This window comes from Streptomyces sp. NPDC041814 (assembly GCF_055590565.1).
Window position 1 is genome coordinate 327,039 of sequence record NZ_JBVJAM010000006.1, and the last position, 18,737, is coordinate 345,775.

Here is an 18,737-nt window from a genome sequence, read left to right on the forward strand (position 1 = left end):
GCTCCTGCCAAGGAGAGTGCGCCATCAACGCGTCCAGCAGTCCCAACGCCGTGGAGCTCCGCGGTATCACCAAGCGGTTCCCCGGGGTCGTGGCCAACCACGACATCGACATCACCGTGCGCCGCGGCACCGTCCACGCCCTCGTCGGTGAGAACGGCGCCGGCAAGTCCACTCTGATGAAGATCCTTTACGGCATGCAGAAGCCGGACGAGGGCACCATCGCGGTGGACGGCGAACAGGCCGTGTTCTCCAACCCGGGCGATGCCATCGACCGCGGCATCGGCATGGTGCACCAGCACTTCATGCTCGCCGACTACCTCACCGTCCTGGAGAACGTCGTCCTGGGCTCCGAGAAGCTGTACGGCATCGGGGACCGGGCCCGCGCCAAGATCCGGGAGATCTCCGACGCGTACGGTCTCGGCGTCCGCCCGGACGCCATGGTCGAGGACCTCGGTGTCGCCGACCGGCAGCGCGTGGAGATCCTCAAGGTCCTCTACCGGGGCGCCCGCACCCTGATCCTCGACGAGCCGACCGCCGTCCTCGTGCCCCAGGAGGTCGACGCGCTCTTCGACAACCTGCGGGAGCTCAAGGCGGAGGGCCTGACCGTCATCTTCATCTCGCACAAGCTGGGCGAGGTCCTGTCGGTCGCCGACGAGATCACGGTCATCCGGCGCGGCACCACCGTGGGCACCGCCGACCCCGGCAACACCACGACCAAGCAGCTCGCCGAGCTCATGGTCGGCAGCGAGCTCCCCTCCCCGGAGACCCGCGAGTCCACGGTCACCGACACGCCCATGCTCACCGTGGACGGCCTGCGGCTCACCGCGACCGACCCGGACGGCGCCGTGCGCGCCGTGCTCGACGGCATCACCTTCACCATCCACAAGGGCGAGGTCCTCGGCATCGCCGGCGTGGAGGGCAACGGCCAGTCCGAACTGGTCGACGCGATCATGGGCATGCGCACCCCGGACGCGGGCACCCTCACGCTGGACGGCGCGGACATCTCCCGCACCCCGACCCGCAAGCGCCGCGAGGGCGGCATGGCCGTCATCCCCGAGGACCGCCACCGGCACGGGCTCCTGCTGGAGGCCCCCCTCTGGGAGAACCGCATCCTCGGCCACGTCACCGAGCGGCCCAACAGCCGGGGCGCCTTCCTCGACATCAAGGCCGCCCGCACCGACACCGAGCGCATCGTGCGCGAGTACGACGTCCGCACCCCCGGGATCGACGTCACCGCGGCCTCCCTCTCCGGCGGCAACCAGCAGAAGCTGATCGTCGGCCGCGAGATGAGCCACGCGCCCAAGCTCCTGATCGCCGCGCACCCCACCCGGGGCGTGGACGTCGGCGCCCAGGCCCAGATCTGGGACCAGATCCGCGAGGCCCGGAGCGAGGGCCTGGCCGTCCTGCTGATCTCCGCCGACCTGGACGAGCTGATCGGGCTCTCCGACACCCTGCGCGTCATGTACCGCGGCCGCCTGGTCGCGGACGCCGACCCCGCGGCCATCACCCCCGAGGAGCTCGGCTCGGCGATGACCGGCGCGGCCAGCGGCCACCTGGAAGCGCCGGAGGGGGGCGAGGCGCCCGCCGCGCCCGCCACGGACGACGACACCGACCCCCGCGAAGGGGGAGAGGACCGATGAAGAAGATCGACAAGGAGCGGCTGCTCCTGGGGATCGCGGCCCCCGTACTCGCGATCGTGGTCGCCTTCCTGGTGACGGCACTCGTGCTCGCCGCCACCGGCAAGGAGCCGTTCAACGCCTTCGGCATCATGTTCGACTACGGCCTGAAGTCGGACAGCCAGGTCTACATCCTCAACAAGGCGACGACGTACTACCTCGCGGGTCTCGCGGTGGCCGTCGGCTTCCGGATGAACCTCTTCAACATCGGCGTCGACGGGCAGTACCGCCTCGCCGCCTTCTTCGCCGCCGCGCTCGGCGGCGCGCTGACCCTGCCCGGCGCCCTCCAGATCCCGCTGATCATCCTCACCGCGATGATCGTCGGCGCCATGTGGGCCGGTATCGCCGGTCTGCTCAAGGTCACCCGGGGCGTCAGCGAGGTCGTCTCCACGATCATGCTGAACTCCATCGCGACCGCGGTCATCGGCTACCTGCTCCAGCAGAACCGCCTCGGCCACCTGGACGAGGCCGGCACCAAGATCTCCACCAAGCCGCTCCCGGAGTCCTCGCACTTCTTCGAGTTCCCGACGACGCCGACCCCCGTCTGGGGCTTCATCGTCGTCGCCGTCGCCGCCGGCATCGCGTACTGGTTCACGCTGTCCCGTACCCGCTTCGGCTTCGACCTGCGCACCGTCGGCCAGTCCGGCTCGGCCGCCGAGGCGAGCGGGGTCAACGTCCGCCGCATGATCATCACCTCGATGCTCATCTCGGGCGCCGTCGCCGGTCTCATCGGCATGCCGACGCTGCTCAACGACAGCCACGAGTTCAGCGGCGACTTCCCGGTCGGCATCGGCTTCACCGGCATCGCCATCGCCCTCCTCGGCCGCAACCACCCCGTCGGCATCGCGCTCGGTGCGCTGCTCTGGGGCTTCCTGGAGCGCGGCACCGGAAAGCTGGAGTTCGAGGGTTACGACAAGGAGATCGTCGGCGTGATCCAGGGCGTCATCGTCCTGTGCGTCGTCATCGCGTACGAAGTCGTCCGCCGCTACGGACTCAAGCGCCAGCAGAGCAAGGTCGGCGCGGAACTCGCCGCACAGGCCGCCCGTAACTCCGACCAGCAGGAGGTGTCGGCGTGACCGTCACGGCGACTTCCACCCCGCCCCCGGCGGCCCCCAAGGTCTCCGGCGGCAAGAGCGGGCGTTCCCGCCTGTCCTTCCCCGTCATCCTGCTGATCGTCGCGGGCGTCCTGCTCGCGCTGTCCGCCGTGCGCGCCATCACCGGCGCCCAGGACGTCACCTCGGCGGGCCAGATCAGCGCCGCGCTCGCCATGGCCGTGCCGATCGGCCTCGCCGGTCTCGGCGGTCTGTGGTCCGAACGGGCCGGTGTGGTCAACATCGGCCTCGAAGGCATGATGATCCTCGGCACCTTCTTCGGCGCCTGGGCCGGCTGGCAGACCAGCCCCTGGCTCGGCGTCCTCGCCGGTGTCGTCGGCGGCATGCTCGGCGGCCTGCTGCACGCGGTCGCGACCATCACCTTCGGCGTCGACCACATCATCTCCGGCATCGCCATCAACATCCTGGCGCTCGGCTTCACCACCTACTTCGCCAAGCTGTGGTTCAACAGCGGCGAGGCGGCGGCCAAGGGCGGCTCCCCGAAGCAGTCCCCGCCGTCCGACGACATCACCTCGGTGACGATCCCCGGCCTCTCCGACGGACTGCACTCCATCGAGAAGCACCACTGGTTCTTCGTCTCCGACCTGGCCGGCATCCTCGGCGGCCTCGTCACCAACCTCTCGCTGCTGACGATCCTGGCCGTCGTCCTGTTCATCGGGACCTTCTTCGTCCTGTGGAAGACGGCGTTCGGCCTGCGCCTGCGCTCCTGCGGCGAGAACCCGGTCGCCGCCGAATCGCTCGGCGTCAACGTCTACACGTACAAGTACGTCGCGGTGATCGTCTCCGGCGGCCTCGCCGGGCTCGGCGGCGCCTTCCTGTCCCTGGTCACCTCGCACATCTACAACGAGGGCCAGACCGGCGGACGCGGTTACATCGGTCTCGCCGCGATGATCTTCGGCAACTGGCGCCCCGGCGGCCTCGCCATGGGCGCGGGCCTGTTCGGCTTCGCCGACGCGCTCCAGCTGCGCAACGGCGGCGAGTCCGTCCACGCGCTGCTCCTGCTGCTGTTCGTGGTGCTCGTCGGCATCGCCGCGTGGAAGCTCTACCGCAAGAACTGGGTGCAGGGCGTCGTCAGCGCGGTCATCGCCGCCGTCGTCCTGGTCTGGTACCTCGGTACGGACAGCGTGCCCACCGAGTTCGTCAGCGCCACGCCGTACATCGTCACGCTGCTCGTCCTCTCGCTCTCCGCGCAGCGGCTGCGGATGCCGAAGGCGGACGGCATGCGCTACCGCAAGGGCCAGGGCAAGTGACGCCCCCGCCCTTCACCGAGGCCGACTGGGAGGCCCTGCGGGCCGCGGCCCGGGACGCCATGTCCCGTGCGTACGCCCCGTACTCCGGCTACCCGGTCGGCGTCGCGGCCCGGGTGGACGACGGCCGTACGATCACCGGCTGCAACGTCGAGAACGCCTCGTACGGGATCGGGCTCTGCGCCGAGTGCGGCCTGGTCTCCCAGCTGCACGCCACCGGCGGCGGCCGGCTGACCCACTTCACCTGCGTGGACGGGGCGGGCGAGAGCCTCGTCCCGTGCGGCCGGTGCCGGCAGCTGCTGTACGAGTTCGGCGGCCCGGAGCTGATCCTGGAGACCCCGGACGGCTTCCGCACCCTGGACGAGATGCTGCCCCAGGCCTTCGGCCCGTCGCACCTCGGCTGAACCCCCGCCGGGTGGGCCCGCACAACGGGCCCACCCGGCGCCTCTTTTGCCCTCTATGCGCGTAGAGTCAACAGGGCCCACGCGCACCGTACGTACCGGCCGGAAGGACGCCAGACCATGGACGCCATCTCCGTCATCCGCACCAAGCGGGACCGAGGCGAGCTGACCCCCGAGCAGATCGACTGGGTCATCGACGCGTACACCCGCGGCGAGGTCGCCGACGAGCAGATGTCCGCGCTGGCCATGGCGATCCTGCTGAACGGCATGAACCGCACGGAGATCGCCCGCTGGACCGCCGCGATGATCGCCTCCGGCGAGCGGATGAACTTCGACAGCCTCTCCCGCCCCACCACGGACAAGCACTCCACCGGCGGTGTCGGCGACAAGATCACCCTGCCGCTCGCCCCGCTGGTCGCCGCCTGCGGCGCGGCCGTCCCGCAGCTCAGCGGCCGGGGCCTCGGCCACACCGGCGGCACCCTCGACAAGCTGGAGTCCATCCCCGGCTGGCGCGCCCACCTCTCGAACGCCGAGATGCTGGACGTCCTCGACACCACCGGTGCGGTCATCTGCGCGGCGGGCGACGGGCTGGCCCCCGCCGACAAGAAGCTGTACGCGCTGCGCGACGTCACCGGCACCGTCGAGGCGATCCCGCTCATCGCCAGCTCGATCATGTCGAAGAAGATCGCGGAGGGCACGGGCGCCCTGGTCCTGGACGTCAAGGTCGGGTCCGGCGCCTTCATGAAGACCCTGGACGACGCCCGCGAACTGGCCTCCACGATGGTCGCCCTCGGCACCGACAGCGGCGTCCGCACGGTCGCCCTGCTCACCGACATGTCCACCCCGCTCGGCCTCACCGCCGGGAACGCCCTGGAGGTCCGCGAGTCCGTCGAGGTCCTGGCCGGCGGCGGCCCCAAGGACGTCATCGACCTCACGCTGGCCCTGGCCCGCGAGATGCTGGACGCGGCCGGACTCAAGGACGCCGATCCGGAGAAGGCCCTCCAGGACGGCTCCGCGATGGACGTCTGGCGCCGCATGATCTCCGCGCAGGGCGGCGACCCGGACGCCGCACTCCCGGTCGCCCGCGAGCAGCACGTCATCAGGGCGTCCTCCTCCGGCGTCCTGACCCGCCTGGACGCCTACGACATCGGCGTCGCCGCCTGGCGCCTCGGCGCGGGCCGGGCGCGCAAGGAGGACCCGGTCCAGGCCGGCGCGGGCATCGAGCTCCACGCCAAGCCCGGCGACGTGGTCACCGACGGCCAGCCGCTGCTGACGCTGCACACGGACACCCCGGAGAAGTTCGACTACGCCCTGAAGGCGCTCCCGGACGCGTACGACATCGAGCCCGCGGGCACGGCGTTCACGGCGACCCCGGTGGTGCGGGAACGTATCGCCTGACCCCGGTGCGATGAATTCCCGGCGCGCCGCCGGTCTGCCTGGACATGAACCCCGAGCAGCCGGCGGCCGTCGTCGTCCTCCCGGACCCCCTCACCCGGGCCGATGTCCCCCGCCTCTGCGCGGAACTGGCGGCGATGCTGACGGCGTCCCCGGCCACCATGGCGGCCTGCGACGCGAGCGAGGTCGCCCACCCGGACCTGACCACGATCGAGGCGATCGCCCGCCTGTCCCTGACGGCACGCAGGGCGAACGGCCGCCGACTGCGGCTGCGCGGCACCCCGCCTGAACTACGGGCACTGTTGGAACTGGTCGGGCTGGGGGAGACGGCGGGGGCGGCCGGGCAGGACGGGCCGGTCCCGGACGATGCCCGACGCCTCAGACCGCAACCGCCTCCAGCCGGTCCGGGAAGCCGAACAGCGGGAACCAGCGGGGCGCGTCCAGGAAGCAGTGCAGGCCCGTGATCGTGCCGTCCTTGATGTCGATGACCTGGACCGCCCAGGGGAGGAAGCCCGGGCCCTCCGGATCGGGCTTGTAGTGGGCGAAGGCCGGGGTGCCGTTGGCGGTGGTCGCGAGGAGGCGGGAGCCGGCGCAGCCCGCGCCCAGGGACGTCATGAAGCCGGTGATGTCCTCGTGGCCCCGGAGCCACAGGTCGAACGGCGGCATCGTCATCACCGCGTCCTCGTGGAGGAGGGCGGTCAGCGCCTTCATGTCGTAGCCCTCGAACGCCGCCACGTACCGTTCCAGCAGGGCGGTCTGCTCCGCGTCCAGGGGGTCCGCCGCGTCGGCCGCCACGGACTCGTGGTCGGTCAGGGTCGCGCGGGCCCGCTGGAGGGCGCTGTTGACCGAGGCGACGGAGGTGCCGAGCAGCTCCGCGACCTCCGCGGCCCTCCACGCCAGCACCTCGCGCAGGATGAGCACCGCGCGCTGCTTCGGCGGCAGGTGCTGGAGCGCCGCGACGAACGCGAGGCGCACCGACTCGCGCGCCACCGCCGCCTCCGCCGGGTCGTCGGTCGTCGGGATGATCCGGCCGTCCGGCATCGGCTCCAGCCAGGTGTTCTCCGGCAGCGGGTTGAGCGCGGCCTGCGCGAGCGGCGTCGGCCCGGTCAGATCGACCGGCCGGGCCCGCCGCTTGCCCGCGTTCAGCATGTCGAGGCAGACGTTGGTCGCGATGCGGTACAGCCAGGACCGCAGCGAGGACCGGCCCTCGAACTTGTCGAAGCTCCGCCAGGCCCGCACCAGCGTGTCCTGGACCGCGTCCTCCGCCTCGAACGCCGAGCCGAGCATCCGGTAGCAGTAACCGGTCAGCTCGACCCGGTGCCCTTCCAGGCGGCTGTCGATGTCCCCCGGCGCGCCGGTCCCGGCGCCGGGACCCGCTGCCGCCGCTGTCAGTTCACTCATCGCCGATCCACCCTGTCGTGCCGTGCGACCGCTCGCTCCGTCCAGTACTTCGGAAGCTACAGCGGGGCACTGACAACGGGGCGGGCGAGCGGCAGCCGTCAGGTCCCCGGCTTGCGGCCGTACACGTAGACGTCGTCGCCGTTCTTCAACAAATTCCAGTATGACTTCGCGTCCGAGGTGCGCATGTTGACGCAGCCGTGCGACCCCGGCGGGTTCCACATCTTCACGCCGACCGCGTGGAACGCCTGCCCGCCGTCGAAGAACTGCGAGTACGGCATGGACACGTGGTAGATCGAGGACACGTGGTTCTTGTGGCGCCAGTAGATCTTCTTGGCGCCCGTCCGCGTCTCGTACTTGTCCCGTCCCGTCCGCACCGGCACCGGCCCGAACTTCAGCTTCTTGCCGTCCTGGATCCAGCTGATCTGCCGTGTCAGGTCGACGCAGGCGATGCGCCCCTTGTTGGTCGGGCACTTCCCGGCCTTGTTCGGGTTCTTGCTGGCCGCCTTCTGCGCGGTGAGCGTCTGCATCGTGCGCCAGGTGACCGGTCCCGCGTAACCGATGGTCGGAGTGACCCCGTAGGTGCTCTGGAACGACCGGATCTTCTTGCAGTCCGCCGACGACTGCCTGCCGTCCACCTTCAGGTGCAGGTACTTCTCCACCTGCTTCTGGTACGGGCCCGTGGACGTCGTGCAGGACGCCGCCTGCGCGGCGGTGCCCGTACCGAGGACGAACGCCGGTATCGCGGTCAGACCCGCGACGGACAGGACGAGCCCCCGCCGCGCCCGTACGCCCGCAATGCCCCGTATGTTCCGCATGTTCTTCCTGACTCCCATGTACGCCAACTCCCCTTCGCGCGCACTGCGGTGATTCCGCCTGCTAGACGCGCGAAGGGGAGCGACAGGTTGTGCGCCGAATGTCTCAGTTCTGTACGGGCACCGCGGCGGCGGGCCGCAGCCGTTCGGCGCGGGCGGCCCGCGTCCCGTACAGCGTGATGGACACGACGCCGAGGACCGCGAGCAGCCCCAGCACGACCGTGCCCGCCCAGCCGCCGGTGTGGAAGGCCACCGCGCCGAGCGTGCCGCCCGCGCTGGAACCGAGGTAGTACGCCGACTGGTACAGCGCCGACGCCTGGGCGCGGCCCGTCGTCGCCGTACGGCTCACCGAGGACGAGGCGACCGCGTGCCCGGCGAAGAACCCGGCCGTGATCAGCACCAGGCCGAGGAGCACGGCGGCCAGCGTGTCGCCCAGCGAGAGCAGCAGACCCGCGGCCGTGGTGGAGACGGCCAAGTACAGCGCGCCCCGCCGCCCCAGCCGGGCGACCAGCCGTCCGGCGGCCGCGGAGGAGACCGTACCGACCAGGTACACCAGGAAGATCGACCCCACGATGCCCTGCGGCAGGTTGAACGGGGCCTCCACGAGCCGGTATCCGATGACCGTGTACACCGCGCCGAACACCGTCATGAACAGCGCGCCGATCGCGTACAGCCGCCGCAGCAGCGGGTTGGCGAGGTGCGAACCGACCGTACGCGCGAGGGCCTTGGGATTCAGCGTGCCCGGGGTGAAGTGGCGGGCGCGCGGGATCATGAAGTGGAAGACGACCGCGCAGGCCACGGCCAGCAGCCCGACCGCGCCGAGCGCCGCCCGCCAGCCCCACAGCTGCGCGACCCAGCCGGTGAGGATGCGGCCGCTCATCCCGCCGATGCTGTTCCCGGCCACGAACAGCCCGATCGCGGCGACGAGCGCCTTGGGCCGCACCTCCTCCGCCAGGTACGCCATCGCGGAGGCGGGCAGTCCGGCGAGCGCGGCGCCCTGGACCGCGCGCAGCGCGATCAGCCAGCCCAGCGAGGGGGCGAACGGGACGAACAGGCCGACCGTCACCGCGATCACCAGTGAGGCGGTCATCATCTGCCGCCGCCCGAACCGCTCGGACAGCGCGCTCAGCGGAAGCACGCACAGCGCCAGCGCCCCGGTCGCGGCGGACACCGTCCAGCTCGCCTGCCCGGCCGTCGCGCCGAAGGACGCGGAGACGGCGGGCAGCAGCGCCTGCGTGGAGTAGAGGAGCGCGAAGGTCGCGACACCGGCGGCGAAGAGGGCGAAGCTCATCCGGCGGTAGCCGGGGCGCCCGGGCGCGAGCCGGTCGGTGGTGTCGGTGACGGGGGACGGCTGGGTCGAGGCGGCCACGACGAGGGTGGACGCCCCGGTACTGGCGGGAGGCATGCGACGACGGTAGGCCGCCCCGGATTCATGCGTCCAATGCACAAACAGCGAATAATCAATCCCATGGTGCATCAACGCAGCTCACAGCCCCGGCTGTCACCGAGCAGTTACGAAGAAGACATCCGCGCGGTCCTCGCACCGCGCCTCGCGTACTTCGAGGCGGTCGCCCGCCACGAGCACGTCACCCGCGCCGCGCAGGAGCTGGGCGTCCCGCAGTCCACGCTCTCGCGCGCGATGGTGCGGCTGGAGGACGACCTGGGCGTCGCCCTGTTCGCGCGCAAGGGCCGCACGGTCTCCCTGACCCCCGCCGGCCGCACCTTCCTCGGCTCGGCCGAACGCGCCCTCGCCGAGGTGGAGAAGGCCGCCGACTCGGTACGCGCCGACGCCGACCCCACCGCGGGCAAGGTGGCCTTCGGCTTCCTCCACACGATGGGCTCCGAAACCGTCCCCGCCCTCATCCGCGCCTTCCGGGCCGACCACCCCCGGGTCCGCTTCCAACTCGTCCAGAACTACGGCGAGGCCATGATCGAACGCCTCCGCGCCGGCGGCCTCGACCTCTGCCTCACCTCCCCGGTCCCGGACGCCCCCGACCTGGTCACCCGCCGCCTCGACGAACAACGCCTCCGCCTGGTCGTCCCCGAGGACCACCCCCTCGCCACCCGCCGCCGCATCCGCCTGGCCGAAGCGGCCGACGAAACCTTCGTCACCCTGGAACCCGGCTACGGCCTCCGCCGCATCACGGACGACCTCTGCGCGGCGGCCGGCTTCGTCCCCCGCGTCGCCTTCGAGGGCGAGGAGGCGGAGACCCTGCGCGGCCTGGTGGCGGCGGGCCTGGGCGTAGCACTGCTGCCCCCTCCGGCGGTGGCCCGCCCCGGCGTGGTGGAACTGACGGTGACGGCGCCGAGAGCGGCGCGCGAGATCGGGGTGGCCTGGCTGGACGGGCACCCGGACACCGCCCCGGTGGCGGCGTTCAAGAAGTTCCTGCTGGGGAGGCGGGGGAGTCTGCTGCCGGGGTGAGGGGACCGCACGCGGGGCCCTCAGCCCCCCAACGACTCCCCGAACCCCACCGCCAGCGGCATCCGCAGCCCCAGCGGCGGTGGTGCCGCCAGCGCGTCCGTCACCGGGCGGGCGTACGCGTGGCCGAACAGCGTGCCGCGTACGAAGTCGGCGGCCAGGGCGGCGACCTCCGAGCGGTGCTGGCGCAGCCCGTGCCCGTCCGAGTGGACCTCGAAGCGGCAGGTGTCGCGGTTGGCCTTCTTGGCGCGTTCGGCCAGCCGGAAGGACAACTCCGGTGCGCAGCGCGTGTCGTTGGTGCCGTGGACCAGCAGGACGGGGCGGCCGACCAGGTGTTTGACCGGTTCGGGGTCGGCGGCCGGGTCGCCGGGGAGCCAGGGGGCCATCGCCAGGACCGCGCCGACCGCCGGGTGACCGCCCGCGCGGAGGGCCGCCCGGGCGCCCATGCCGTGGCCGGCCAGGCAGAGGGGGACGTCGCCGTAGCGGCGTACGGCCTCCTTCACCGCCCACTCCGCGTCCGCCGCGAGATGGGCGTCGTCCTCGTTCCAGCCGCGGCAGCGGTAGCGCACCACATGGGCGGTGAGGCCGTCGGTGCGGCCCGCGTGGGCCAGGGCGCGGGCCAGCGGGAGCAGGCGGGCGTGGGAGAGGGAGGAGGGGCGGCGGTTCGAGTGGGGCTCGCCGTCCGGGAGCAGCAGGACCACGCCGCCGACCGTTGTTGCTCCGGCCGCCGCTCCGACGGCCCGTCCCAGCCGTGCCGCGGGCTGGGGGAGTGCGCGCTGTGCCATGACGTAACAGTGTCAGACGAGCGTGCCTCCGCCACCCCTGTTCGCGGGGTCTGTTACGCAGCGGCGCGCGGGAAGGCTCGACCGTTCCGTTATGCAACGACAAGCCCGCTCTACGCGCGTAGGCGCTACAGTGCCTGGATGATGAGCCCGACCCTCCACGTGCCCGGCCCGGACCAGATCCGGCGTGCCCCCAAGGTCCTTCTGCACGACCATCTCGATGGCGGTCTGCGCCCCGGAACGATCGTCGACCTCGCGGCGGCGATCGGTTACGACACGCTTCCCGAGACCGAGCCCGACAAACTCGGCATCTGGTTCCGGGAGGCGGCCGACTCCGGTTCGCTGGAGCGGTATCTGGAGACGTTCGCCCACACCTGCGCGGTCATGCAGACCCGTGACGCGCTGGTCCGGGTCGCCGCCGAGTGCGCCGAGGACCTGGCCGCCGACGGGGTCGTCTACGCCGAGGTGCGGTACGCCCCCGAGCAGCACCTGGAGGCCGGGCTGACCCTCGAAGAGGTGGTCGAGGCCGTCAATGAGGGGTTCCGCGAGGGCGAGCGGCGGGCCCGGCAGGACGGCAACCGCATCCGCGTCGGCGCCCTGCTCACCGCCATGCGGCACGCCGCGCGCTCCCTGGAGATCGCCGAACTCGCCAACCGCTACCGGGACCAGGGCGTCGTCGGCTTCGACATCGCGGGCGCCGAGGCGGGATTCCCGCCCACCCGGCACCTGGACGCCTTCGAGTACCTCAAGCGCGAGAACAACCACTTCACGATCCACGCGGGCGAGGCGTTCGGACTGCCGTCGATCTGGCAGGCCATCCAGTGGTGCGGCGCCGACCGGCTCGGGCACGGGGTCCGCATCATCGACGACATCGAGGTCGCGGAGGACGGCTCCGTGAAGCTGGGGCGGCTCGCCTCGTACGTCCGGGACAAGCGCATCCCGCTGGAGATGTGCCCGACGTCCAACCTCCAGACCGGGGCCGCTTCCTCGTACGCGGAGCACCCCATCGGGCTGCTCCGCAAGCTGCACTTCCGGGCCACCGTCAATACCGACAACCGGCTGATGAGCGGCACCACCATGAGCCAGGAATTCGAGAAGCTGACCGAGGCATTCGGATACACGCTCGATGACATGCAGTGGTTCACCGTCAATGGAATGAAGTCGGCGTTCATTCCTTTCGATGAACGTCTGGCGATGATCAACGACGTCATCAAGCCCGGCTATGCCGAGCTGAAGTCCGAATGGCTTTTCGAGCAGACCGCTGCGACCAGCGTTTCCTCCTCGCTCGCCGGCTGACGGAAGCGTACGGAAAACGGCCGGGGAAAGGATTTCCCGGCCGTTTTCCCTGGTGTCGCATGTTTGCGGATCCGGGGCGCGGCTGACTACGTTGCATAGCCGCTCACATCCCCTTCCCCAAGGATGAATGTCATATGAAGCAGTCTGCCGCCAGGACTCTCGGTGTCGCCGCTCTCGGCGCCGCTTTCGCCGCTGCCGCCGCCGGCACCGCGTCCGCCTCCGCGCTGCCGCTGGAGACCGCGACCAGCGTCCTTCCCGTCGCCGGTGCCGTGGCCGACGCCACCTCGACGCTGCCGGTCAAGGACACCGCCGACCAGCTCCTCGGCACCAGCCAGACCAAGCTCGTCGGCGACGCCACCACCCCCGTCAAGGGCCTCCTCGGCGGCATGCCGGCCGGCGGTCTGAGCACCAGCGGCCTGTCCGCCAACGGTCTGCCGCTCGGCGGCTGAGCCGAAGCCGAAAGACGCCGGTGGGCGGGCACCCCGAGCGGGTGCCCGCCCACCGGCATGTGTACGGGGAACGGCTACCAGGCGGCCGAGGGCGACGGCCCCTCCTGGGGCAGCAGCAGCCACAGCGCCAGGTAGAGCAGGAACTGCGGGCCCGGCAGCAGGCACGAGACCAGGAAGATGATGCGCATGGTCCTCGCCGACGTGCCGAAACGCCGCGCCAGCGCTGCGCACACTCCGCCGAGCATGCGTCCGTCACGGGGGCGGGCAAGTGCGGCCATGGTGGGCTCCTTCGCGAACCGTTGCGGGGAGCAGTCCGTTGTGCTCCCGATGCATCCATCGTCCCGCGACGAAACGGACGAAGCATCGCTCTACGGGGCCATCCCGACCCCGGAAATCGTCGGGGTCGAACCCTGAGGGATCGAACCCTGAGAGACCTCGTGCCCCCGTCGCGACACCACACGCGTCCCCGCCGGTCCGCCGCGCCGCCGCAGGCGCGCCCGGCACGCGGGCACCACCAGGACGTGGGCGAGGGCGACGCCCGCCGTGTTCAGGAACAGCGAGTCCACGTCCACCACCTGGCCGGGCACCCCGGTCTGCCCCAGCTCGATGGCGAGCGAGATCAGGGAGCCGGCCGCGACCGTACGGGCCAGCGAGAGCCACGGGTGCACGTACAGCCTGCCCCCGGCCATCGGGAGCAGCACGCCCAGGGGCGCCAGGAGCAGCAGCCCGCCGCCGATCCGGCGGAACGCGGCGGCGGGGCCGAGCGACAGATCGGCCCTGATACCGGCGAACGGTGAGAGGTTGGCGGCGTTCATCCACGGCACGTCCAGCGGACGCAGGGTGAGCCACCCGACGAGCAGGAGATGCGCGAGGAGCATCGACACCCCGACCGCGCGGAAGCGGATGACGGCCCGGCCGTCCGTACCTTGACGCACGATGCCCTAGACGCGGGCGGCGGCAGGATCGGTTCCGCCGGACCTGGGGAGACCTGCCTCACGACGGATCCCCGGGGCCGCCTACGGCACGCCCGCCGTGCTCGGCACCGCCGTCGGGCTCGCCTTCGTCTCCGCCGTGCAGAGGTAGCCGCGGGCCGGGTAGTCGCCGGGGCCGCCCAGCGACACCGTGTCGCCAGGGGTCAGGGCCTCGCTGTCAGCGAAGGTGCAGACGACCTGGGCCAGGGCCTCGGCAGGCAGGTCCTCCGGCTGCTCGTTGAGCCGCAGCACGTCCTTCGCGTCGCCGAAGCGGGGGCCGAATACCCGGAGCCTCCGGGGAACGTCGGTGGAGAAGCCCGCCTGCCGTTCCCCCGCCGTGGGCTGCCTGCGCAACTCGTCCAGCAGCTCCGCGGCGACCGCCGTCCGGTCCGACTCGGCCCCCTGGACCCGCACCGCCCGGTCCACCGTCACCAGCTGCGCGGCACAGACCAGGTACACCTGCACCGGGATGCCCCGCCCGGCCTGGGCCGCGGCGTCCTCGGCGGGCATCGCGCACGGCACCCGGGACGGGGCGGCACCGGCGTCCACCGGCACCGAGGTCGTACGGATGCCGCAGCCCGCCGCCAGTACGGCACAGAGTGCGGCACCTGCCAGGGCGGCGGCGGTTCGGGGTCCCCGGCGTTCGCTGCGCCTCACGTCGCGTCGTCCTCCTGGTGGTCCGGTATCGGTGCGTCGTGGTCCCCGGCGGGACGGCCCGGCTCCCCGGGGTCACGCGGCAGGCGCAGCACGAAGATCGCGCCGTCGCCGTCGGGGGAGTTGCGGGCGGTGATGTCGCCGTTGTGGATGTGCGCGTTCTCCATGGCGATGGAGAGCCCGAGTCCGCTGCCGTCCGAACGCGGCCTGGAGGCGCTCGCCTTGTAGAACCGGTCGAAGACGTGCGGCAGGACGTCCTCGGGGATGCCGGGGCCGTGGTCCCGGACCTCGATGACCAGCTCCTCGCCCTCGATGCGCACCGACACCCGTACCGGCGAACCGCCGTGCTTGAGCGCGTTGCCGATCAGGTTGGCCAGGATCACGTCGAGCCGGCGCGGGTCGAGGCGGACCATCATGCCGCGCTCGGCGTCCAGCTCGACCGCGTCCAGCCAGGCGCGGGCGTCGATGCAGGCGGTCACCTGGTCGGCGACGTCCACGTTGTCGAGGACGAGGCGGGCGGTGCCCGCGTCGAAGCGGGTCACCTCCATCAGGTTCTCCACGAGGTCGTTCAGCCGGCGGGTCTCGCTGACCACCAGGTTCACCGCGGGGGCGATCATCGGGTCGAGGCTGTCGACCTCGTCCTCCAGCACCTCCGTGACCGCGGTGAGCGCCGTCAGCGGCGTACGCAGCTCGTGCGACATGTCGGCGACGAAGCGGCGGCTGGCCTCCTCGCGGGCGCTCATGTCCGCGACCTTCTTCTCCAGCGAGCTGGCGGTCCGGTTGAACGTCCGCGACAGGTCGGCCAGTTCATCGGTGCCGGACACCACGAGCCGGGTGTCGAGCTTGCCCTCGCCGAGCTTGCGGGCCGCGTCCCCGAGCCGCTGCACCGGCCGCAGCACGGTCGTCGCCGCCGCCTGCGCGAGCAGCGCCGAGCCGACCAGGGCGAGCGCCGTGGCGATCCCCAGCGACCAGGCGAGCGAGCTCAGGTCCTGCCGCTCCTGGTCGAGCGACTTCAGCATGTAGCCGGTCGGCCCGCCACCGATGATCTTCGTACCCGCGACGAGATACGGCGTGCCGCGTATCGAGGTGCGCTGCCAGAAGAGGTGGTACTCGTACTTGTTGCCCGCCTTGACCGGCTGCTTGCTGTCCACCTGCTCCTGCAACGACAGCGGTACGTTGTCGCGGGTGAAGGTGTCCAGGTCGCTGTTGCCGACGATCGGCTTGCCGGGGTCGCGCTCGTCGATCAGGAGCACGCTGTAGCCGGGGCTGCTGCTCGCCATCTGCACGGCGGCCGTCTGCAGGTCCTCCTTGGTGGGGCGCAGCGGCAGCGAGGCCGCCCGGGTCTGCATCTCCTGGCGGAAGTCCCCGAGCGCCGCGTCCTGCGTACGCGTCAGCACGGCCTCGCGGTTGAGCCAGTACGCGATGCCGGAGGCCGACACGGCGGCGGTCAGCGCGACGAGACCGAAGACGATGACGAGCCGCAGGCGCAGGCTGGTCCAGCGGAGCCCGGCGCGCAGGCCCCGCCGCACAGCCGTGCTCACTGCGGCGAGTCCAGCCGGTAACCCACGCCCCGGACCGTACGGATCAGGGTCGGCGAGGACGGGATGTCCTCCACCTTGGCGCGCAGCCGCTGGACACAGGCGTCGACCAGCCGGGAATCGCCCAGGTAGTCGTGCTCCCAGACCAGGCGCAGGAGCTGCTGCCGGGACAGGGCCTGGCCGGGCCGGCGGCTCAGTTCGAGCAGGAGGCGCAGCTCGGTCGGCGTGAGCTGCAGGTCCTCGCCGTTCTTGGTGACGGTCATGGCGGAGCGGTCGATCACCACGTTCCCGAACGTCGCGGAGTCGGTCGACTCCCGTTCGCCGCGGCGCAGCACCGCGCGGATACGGGCGTCGAGCACCCGCCCCTGCACGGGCTTGACCACGTAGTCGTCGGCGCCGGACTCCAGACCCACCACGACGTCGATGTCGTCGCTGCGGGCGGTCAGCAGGATGATCGGCAGCTGGTCGGTGCGGCGGATGCGCCGGCACACCTCGAAACCGTCGATCCCGGGCAGCATCACATCCAGCACGACCAGGTCGGGGCGCTGCTCGCGCAGCAGGTTGAGGCCGTCCTCTCCCGTCGCCGCGGTGGCCACACGGTGGCCCTGGCGTGACAGCGAGAGTTCGAGGGCCGTGCGGATGGCGTCGTCGTCCTCGATCAGCAACAGGAAAGGCACTTGGTCATTCTGACCCATGGGGCGCCCCAGTTCGACAGTTGGTCCCCCCTGATGCGTGCCCCATACGTCCCTCATGCATCCGGAAGCACGGATTCGTGACCCCGCCGGGCCCTGTGACAGCCCTGTGACAGTCGGCGGACAGCCCCATGAAACTGCCCCGGCAAGCTCGTTGGCACAAGGAACGGACGGACTCCACCGATGGGGGGCGCGAGATGAACGCAACTCACAGCATCAACGCAAGCGCAGTTGTCACGCGTCTCCACGATGTCGGGCGGAACACCGAGAAGTCCGGCGCCGCAGTGAACGGACGGGGGTGCGTTCGAGGCGCCGGGCGTCAGCACACGTCATTCATGACGGTGGTTGACGCGGGGGGCAACGGGGGAAGCACGTACGGGGAGGACTCGGGGGAGCGGAAGTCACCGGAGCGGTCCGGGGACGCCGAAGCGGCGTTCACGGCCTACGTCCGGGAGCGCCGCGCCTCCCTGTACGCCACCGCCTACCACCTGACCGGTGACCGGTTCGAGGCCGAGGACCTGCTCCAGAGCGCCCTCTTCTCGACGTACCGGGCCTGGGACCGCATCAGCGACAAGGCTGCTGTCGGCGGTTACCTGCGCCGCACGATGACCAATCTGCACATCAGTGCCTGGCGCAGGCGCAAGCTGAACGAATACCCGACCGAGGAGCTGCCGGAGACGGCGGGCGACACGGACGCGATGCGCGGTACGGAGCTGCGCGCCGTTCTCTGGCAGGCGCTGGCGCGCCTTCCCGAGCTGCAGCGCACGATGCTCGTCCTGCGGTACTACGAGGGTCGTACGGACCCCGAGATCGCGTCCATCCTCGACATCAGTGTCGGCACGGTGAAGTCGAGCATCTGGCGGTCGCTCCGCCGGCTGCGCGAGGACGAGGTCCTCAGCTTCGGCCGTGACGAGGAGGAGTCCTTCGGCGAGCTGGTGGCCTGAAGGCTGGGGGAACGGGGGCGCTGCCGCGGCGGGGGACGCGGTGGTGTCACGGGGGAAGCGGGGAGCCCGAGGGATACGGGGGTATCTCGGGGACAACGGGGATACGGGGAAGCTGCGGGGTCGGACGGGCCGGGGGGTCCTGTCCGGCCCCGCGGCGTTTTTCATTTCAAGCCCGTCCGGCGATCGAGGAGCGGGGGCTCGGGGGCGGAGCCCACGAAACCGAAACCGGCGGAGGGCTTACCGGGTCGCCGGCAAACGGCACCGCCCCGCGGCCGCCGCCGCCAGGCGGCCCAGCGCCTCCGGCTTGGCGCACGCGTGCGCGCCCAGCGCCACGTGGCGGGCCACGATGCGGCGCTCCGTACGCATCAGGCGCCACCCTCGCCGCAGCAGGAACGGCACCGACTTGCGGCCTTCGCGGAGGTCGCGCAGGAGGCGGCGGCGGAAGGTCGTGGAGGGGCGGCCGCGCAGGCAGAGGGCGTCGGCCAGGAGGCCCAGGGACTGGCAGCGGTCGATGATGTCGGCCGCGAAGATGCCCTCGGCCACGAAGAGCGGCGTGCGCCCGGTGTGCAGGACCTCGTGCCCGGTGCGGGAGCTGGTGGAGATGTCGTACACCGGGACGTCGGTGCGGCCGGTCCGGCAGAGCTCCGTGATCGCGGTGACGGCCGCGTCGGCGTCCCAGGAGCCCGGGGAGTCCCAGTCGATGTCCGTACTGCCGGCGACCAGCGGCAGGGTCGGGTCGCCGGCCTCCTTGTAGAAGTCGTCCAGCCGCAGCACCGGGAGGCCGGTGCGGGCGGCGAGGGACGACTTGCCGGAGCCGGAGGGGCCCGTCAACAGGACGACGCGGGTCGAAAGCGCTTGGGAACTCACAGGACACGAGTGTGAGGCATTGACCCGCACGTGGGACCCCCCGGAGGTCCTGTTGGTATCGCGCATCACACCTCAACTACT

Annotated in this window: 20 protein-coding genes; 10 read left to right on the forward strand and 10 right to left on the reverse strand. The window is 71.5% G+C overall.

Annotated elements, in window-relative coordinates; translation table 11 throughout:
• Window positions 1-50 precede the first annotated feature (50 nt).
• From ACZ6C6_RS18200 to ACZ6C6_RS18225, 6 genes are all read left to right on the forward strand, one after another.
• Window positions 51-1,640, forward strand: a complete 1,590-nt coding sequence (locus tag ACZ6C6_RS18200) for an ABC transporter ATP-binding protein (RefSeq protein WP_469203847.1) — start codon at window positions 51-53, stop codon at window positions 1,638-1,640.
• Window positions 1,637-2,752 carry an ABC transporter permease gene (locus tag ACZ6C6_RS18205; protein WP_469203849.1) on the forward strand — a complete coding sequence of 372 codons (1,116 nt, stop codon included), beginning with the start codon at window positions 1,637-1,639 and terminating at the stop codon, window positions 2,750-2,752. The genes ACZ6C6_RS18200 and ACZ6C6_RS18205 overlap by 4 nt, the downstream gene beginning before the upstream one ends.
• On the forward strand, window positions 2,749-4,038 hold the full coding sequence (locus ACZ6C6_RS18210) for an ABC transporter permease (protein WP_469203851.1): 1,290 nt from the start codon (window positions 2,749-2,751) through the stop codon (window positions 4,036-4,038). The genes ACZ6C6_RS18205 and ACZ6C6_RS18210 overlap by 4 nt, the downstream gene beginning before the upstream one ends.
• On the forward strand, window positions 4,035-4,439 hold the full coding sequence (locus ACZ6C6_RS18215; RefSeq protein ID WP_073964308.1) for a cytidine deaminase: 405 nt from the start codon (window positions 4,035-4,037) through the stop codon (window positions 4,437-4,439). Before ACZ6C6_RS18210 ends, ACZ6C6_RS18215 begins: the two co-directional genes overlap by 4 nt.
• Window positions 4,440-4,556: 117 nt before the next feature.
• Window positions 4,557-5,834 carry a thymidine phosphorylase gene (locus tag ACZ6C6_RS18220; protein WP_469203853.1) on the forward strand — a complete coding sequence of 426 codons (1,278 nt, stop codon included), beginning with the start codon at window positions 4,557-4,559 and terminating at the stop codon, window positions 5,832-5,834.
• 44 nt (window positions 5,835-5,878) lie between these two features.
• Complete coding sequence (locus ACZ6C6_RS18225; protein WP_469203855.1) at window positions 5,879-6,295, forward strand: STAS domain-containing protein; 417 nt, start codon at window positions 5,879-5,881, stop codon at window positions 6,293-6,295.
• Here the strand turns inward: ACZ6C6_RS18225 and ACZ6C6_RS18230 are convergent.
• From ACZ6C6_RS18230 to ACZ6C6_RS18240, 3 genes are all read right to left on the reverse strand, one after another.
• A complete protein-coding gene (locus ACZ6C6_RS18230; protein WP_469203857.1) occupies window positions 6,210-7,232 on the reverse strand; it encodes a sigma-70 family RNA polymerase sigma factor in 1,023 nt (340 codons plus the stop codon). The two genes, ACZ6C6_RS18225 and ACZ6C6_RS18230, sit on opposite strands and share 86 nt — an antisense overlap.
• A 98-nt stretch (window positions 7,233-7,330) precedes the next feature.
• Window positions 7,331-8,047, reverse strand: a complete 717-nt coding sequence (locus tag ACZ6C6_RS18235; RefSeq protein ID WP_469203859.1) for a L,D-transpeptidase family protein — start codon at window positions 8,045-8,047, stop codon at window positions 7,331-7,333.
• A gap of 103 nt (window positions 8,048-8,150) precedes the next feature.
• Window positions 8,151-9,449 carry an MFS transporter gene (locus tag ACZ6C6_RS18240; protein ID WP_469203861.1) on the reverse strand — a complete coding sequence of 433 codons (1,299 nt, stop codon included), beginning with the start codon at window positions 9,447-9,449 and terminating at the stop codon, window positions 8,151-8,153.
• 63 nt (window positions 9,450-9,512) lie between these two features.
• Between ACZ6C6_RS18240 and ACZ6C6_RS18245 the strand changes: the two genes are divergently transcribed.
• Window positions 9,513-10,466, forward strand: coding sequence for a LysR family transcriptional regulator (locus ACZ6C6_RS18245; protein ID WP_469203863.1), 954 nt, complete (start codon window positions 9,513-9,515; stop codon window positions 10,464-10,466).
• A gap of 20 nt (window positions 10,467-10,486) precedes the next feature.
• On the opposite strand, the gene ACZ6C6_RS18250 is transcribed toward ACZ6C6_RS18245, so the two are convergent.
• A complete protein-coding gene (locus ACZ6C6_RS18250) occupies window positions 10,487-11,164 on the reverse strand; it encodes an alpha/beta hydrolase (RefSeq protein ID WP_469204032.1) in 678 nt (225 codons plus the stop codon).
• A 222-nt stretch (window positions 11,165-11,386) separates the two neighbouring features.
• On the opposite strand from ACZ6C6_RS18250, the gene ACZ6C6_RS18255 reads away from it, so the two are divergent.
• Window positions 11,387-12,541 (forward strand): adenosine deaminase, encoded by a 1,155-nt coding sequence (locus ACZ6C6_RS18255; protein WP_469203865.1) that lies wholly within the window; start codon window positions 11,387-11,389, stop codon window positions 12,539-12,541.
• 134 nt (window positions 12,542-12,675) lie between these two features.
• Window positions 12,676-12,990 (forward strand): hypothetical protein, encoded by a 315-nt coding sequence (locus ACZ6C6_RS18260; protein ID WP_469203867.1) that lies wholly within the window; start codon window positions 12,676-12,678, stop codon window positions 12,988-12,990.
• A gap of 74 nt (window positions 12,991-13,064) precedes the next feature.
• On the opposite strand, the gene ACZ6C6_RS18265 is transcribed toward ACZ6C6_RS18260, so the two are convergent.
• The 5 genes from ACZ6C6_RS18265 to afsQ1 form a co-directional block, all read right to left on the reverse strand.
• Entirely contained in the window at window positions 13,065-13,268 is a 204-nt protein-coding gene (locus tag ACZ6C6_RS18265) for a PspC domain-containing protein (protein WP_469203869.1), read from the reverse strand.
• Window positions 13,269-13,358: 90 nt separating this feature from the next.
• Window positions 13,359-13,925, reverse strand: coding sequence for a VanZ family protein (locus tag ACZ6C6_RS18270; RefSeq protein ID WP_469203871.1), 567 nt, complete (start codon window positions 13,923-13,925; stop codon window positions 13,359-13,361).
• 81 nt (window positions 13,926-14,006) lie between these two features.
• Window positions 14,007-14,618 (reverse strand): hypothetical protein, encoded by a 612-nt coding sequence (locus ACZ6C6_RS18275; protein ID WP_469203873.1) that lies wholly within the window; start codon window positions 14,616-14,618, stop codon window positions 14,007-14,009.
• Window positions 14,615-16,156, reverse strand: coding sequence for an ATP-binding protein (locus ACZ6C6_RS18280; protein WP_469203874.1), 1,542 nt, complete (start codon window positions 16,154-16,156; stop codon window positions 14,615-14,617). Before ACZ6C6_RS18280 ends, ACZ6C6_RS18275 begins: the two co-directional genes overlap by 4 nt.
• Window positions 16,153-16,830, reverse strand: a complete 678-nt coding sequence (gene afsQ1, locus ACZ6C6_RS18285) for a two-component system response regulator AfsQ1 (protein ID WP_199563647.1) — start codon at window positions 16,828-16,830, stop codon at window positions 16,153-16,155. The genes ACZ6C6_RS18280 and afsQ1 overlap by 4 nt, the downstream gene beginning before the upstream one ends.
• A 212-nt stretch (window positions 16,831-17,042) precedes the next feature.
• Here afsQ1 and ACZ6C6_RS18290 point away from each other — a divergent pair, with 212 nt between their 5' ends.
• Window positions 17,043-17,789 carry a SigE family RNA polymerase sigma factor gene (locus tag ACZ6C6_RS18290; RefSeq protein WP_469203876.1) on the forward strand — a complete coding sequence of 249 codons (747 nt, stop codon included), beginning with the start codon at window positions 17,043-17,045 and terminating at the stop codon, window positions 17,787-17,789.
• 237 nt (window positions 17,790-18,026) lie between these two features.
• On the opposite strand, the gene ACZ6C6_RS18295 is transcribed toward ACZ6C6_RS18290, so the two are convergent.
• Window positions 18,027-18,620 (reverse strand): ATP-binding protein, encoded by a 594-nt coding sequence (locus ACZ6C6_RS18295; protein WP_469204034.1) that lies wholly within the window; start codon window positions 18,618-18,620, stop codon window positions 18,027-18,029.
• Window positions 18,621-18,737 lie beyond the last annotated feature (117 nt).

What these genes read in the sequence shown, in the direction of transcription:
- ACZ6C6_RS18245 (WP_469203863.1), top strand. Translation starts at nt 9,513, where the DNA reads ATGGTGCATCAACGCAGCTCACAGCCCCGGCTGTCACCGAGCAGTTAC.
- ACZ6C6_RS18205 (WP_469203849.1), top strand. Translation starts at nt 1,637, where the DNA reads ATGAAGAAGATCGACAAGGAGCGGCTGCTCCTGGGGATCGCGGCCCCC.
- ACZ6C6_RS18240 (WP_469203861.1), bottom strand. Translation starts at nt 9,449, where the DNA reads ATGCCTCCCGCCAGTACCGGGGCGTCCACCCTCGTCGTGGCCGCCTCG.
- ACZ6C6_RS18220 (WP_469203853.1), top strand. Translation starts at nt 4,557, where the DNA reads ATGGACGCCATCTCCGTCATCCGCACCAAGCGGGACCGAGGCGAGCTG.
- ACZ6C6_RS18290 (WP_469203876.1), top strand. Translation starts at nt 17,043, where the DNA reads ATGAACGCAACTCACAGCATCAACGCAAGCGCAGTTGTCACGCGTCTC.
- ACZ6C6_RS18260 (WP_469203867.1), top strand. Translation starts at nt 12,676, where the DNA reads ATGAAGCAGTCTGCCGCCAGGACTCTCGGTGTCGCCGCTCTCGGCGCC.
- ACZ6C6_RS18230 (WP_469203857.1), bottom strand. Translation starts at nt 7,232, where the DNA reads ATGAGTGAACTGACAGCGGCGGCAGCGGGTCCCGGCGCCGGGACCGGC.
- ACZ6C6_RS18255 (WP_469203865.1), top strand. Translation starts at nt 11,387, where the DNA reads ATGATGAGCCCGACCCTCCACGTGCCCGGCCCGGACCAGATCCGGCGT.
- ACZ6C6_RS18235 (WP_469203859.1), bottom strand. Translation starts at nt 8,047, where the DNA reads ATGCGGAACATACGGGGCATTGCGGGCGTACGGGCGCGGCGGGGGCTC.
- ACZ6C6_RS18225 (WP_469203855.1), top strand. Translation starts at nt 5,879, where the DNA reads ATGAACCCCGAGCAGCCGGCGGCCGTCGTCGTCCTCCCGGACCCCCTC.
- ACZ6C6_RS18265 (WP_469203869.1), bottom strand. Translation starts at nt 13,268, where the DNA reads ATGGCCGCACTTGCCCGCCCCCGTGACGGACGCATGCTCGGCGGAGTG.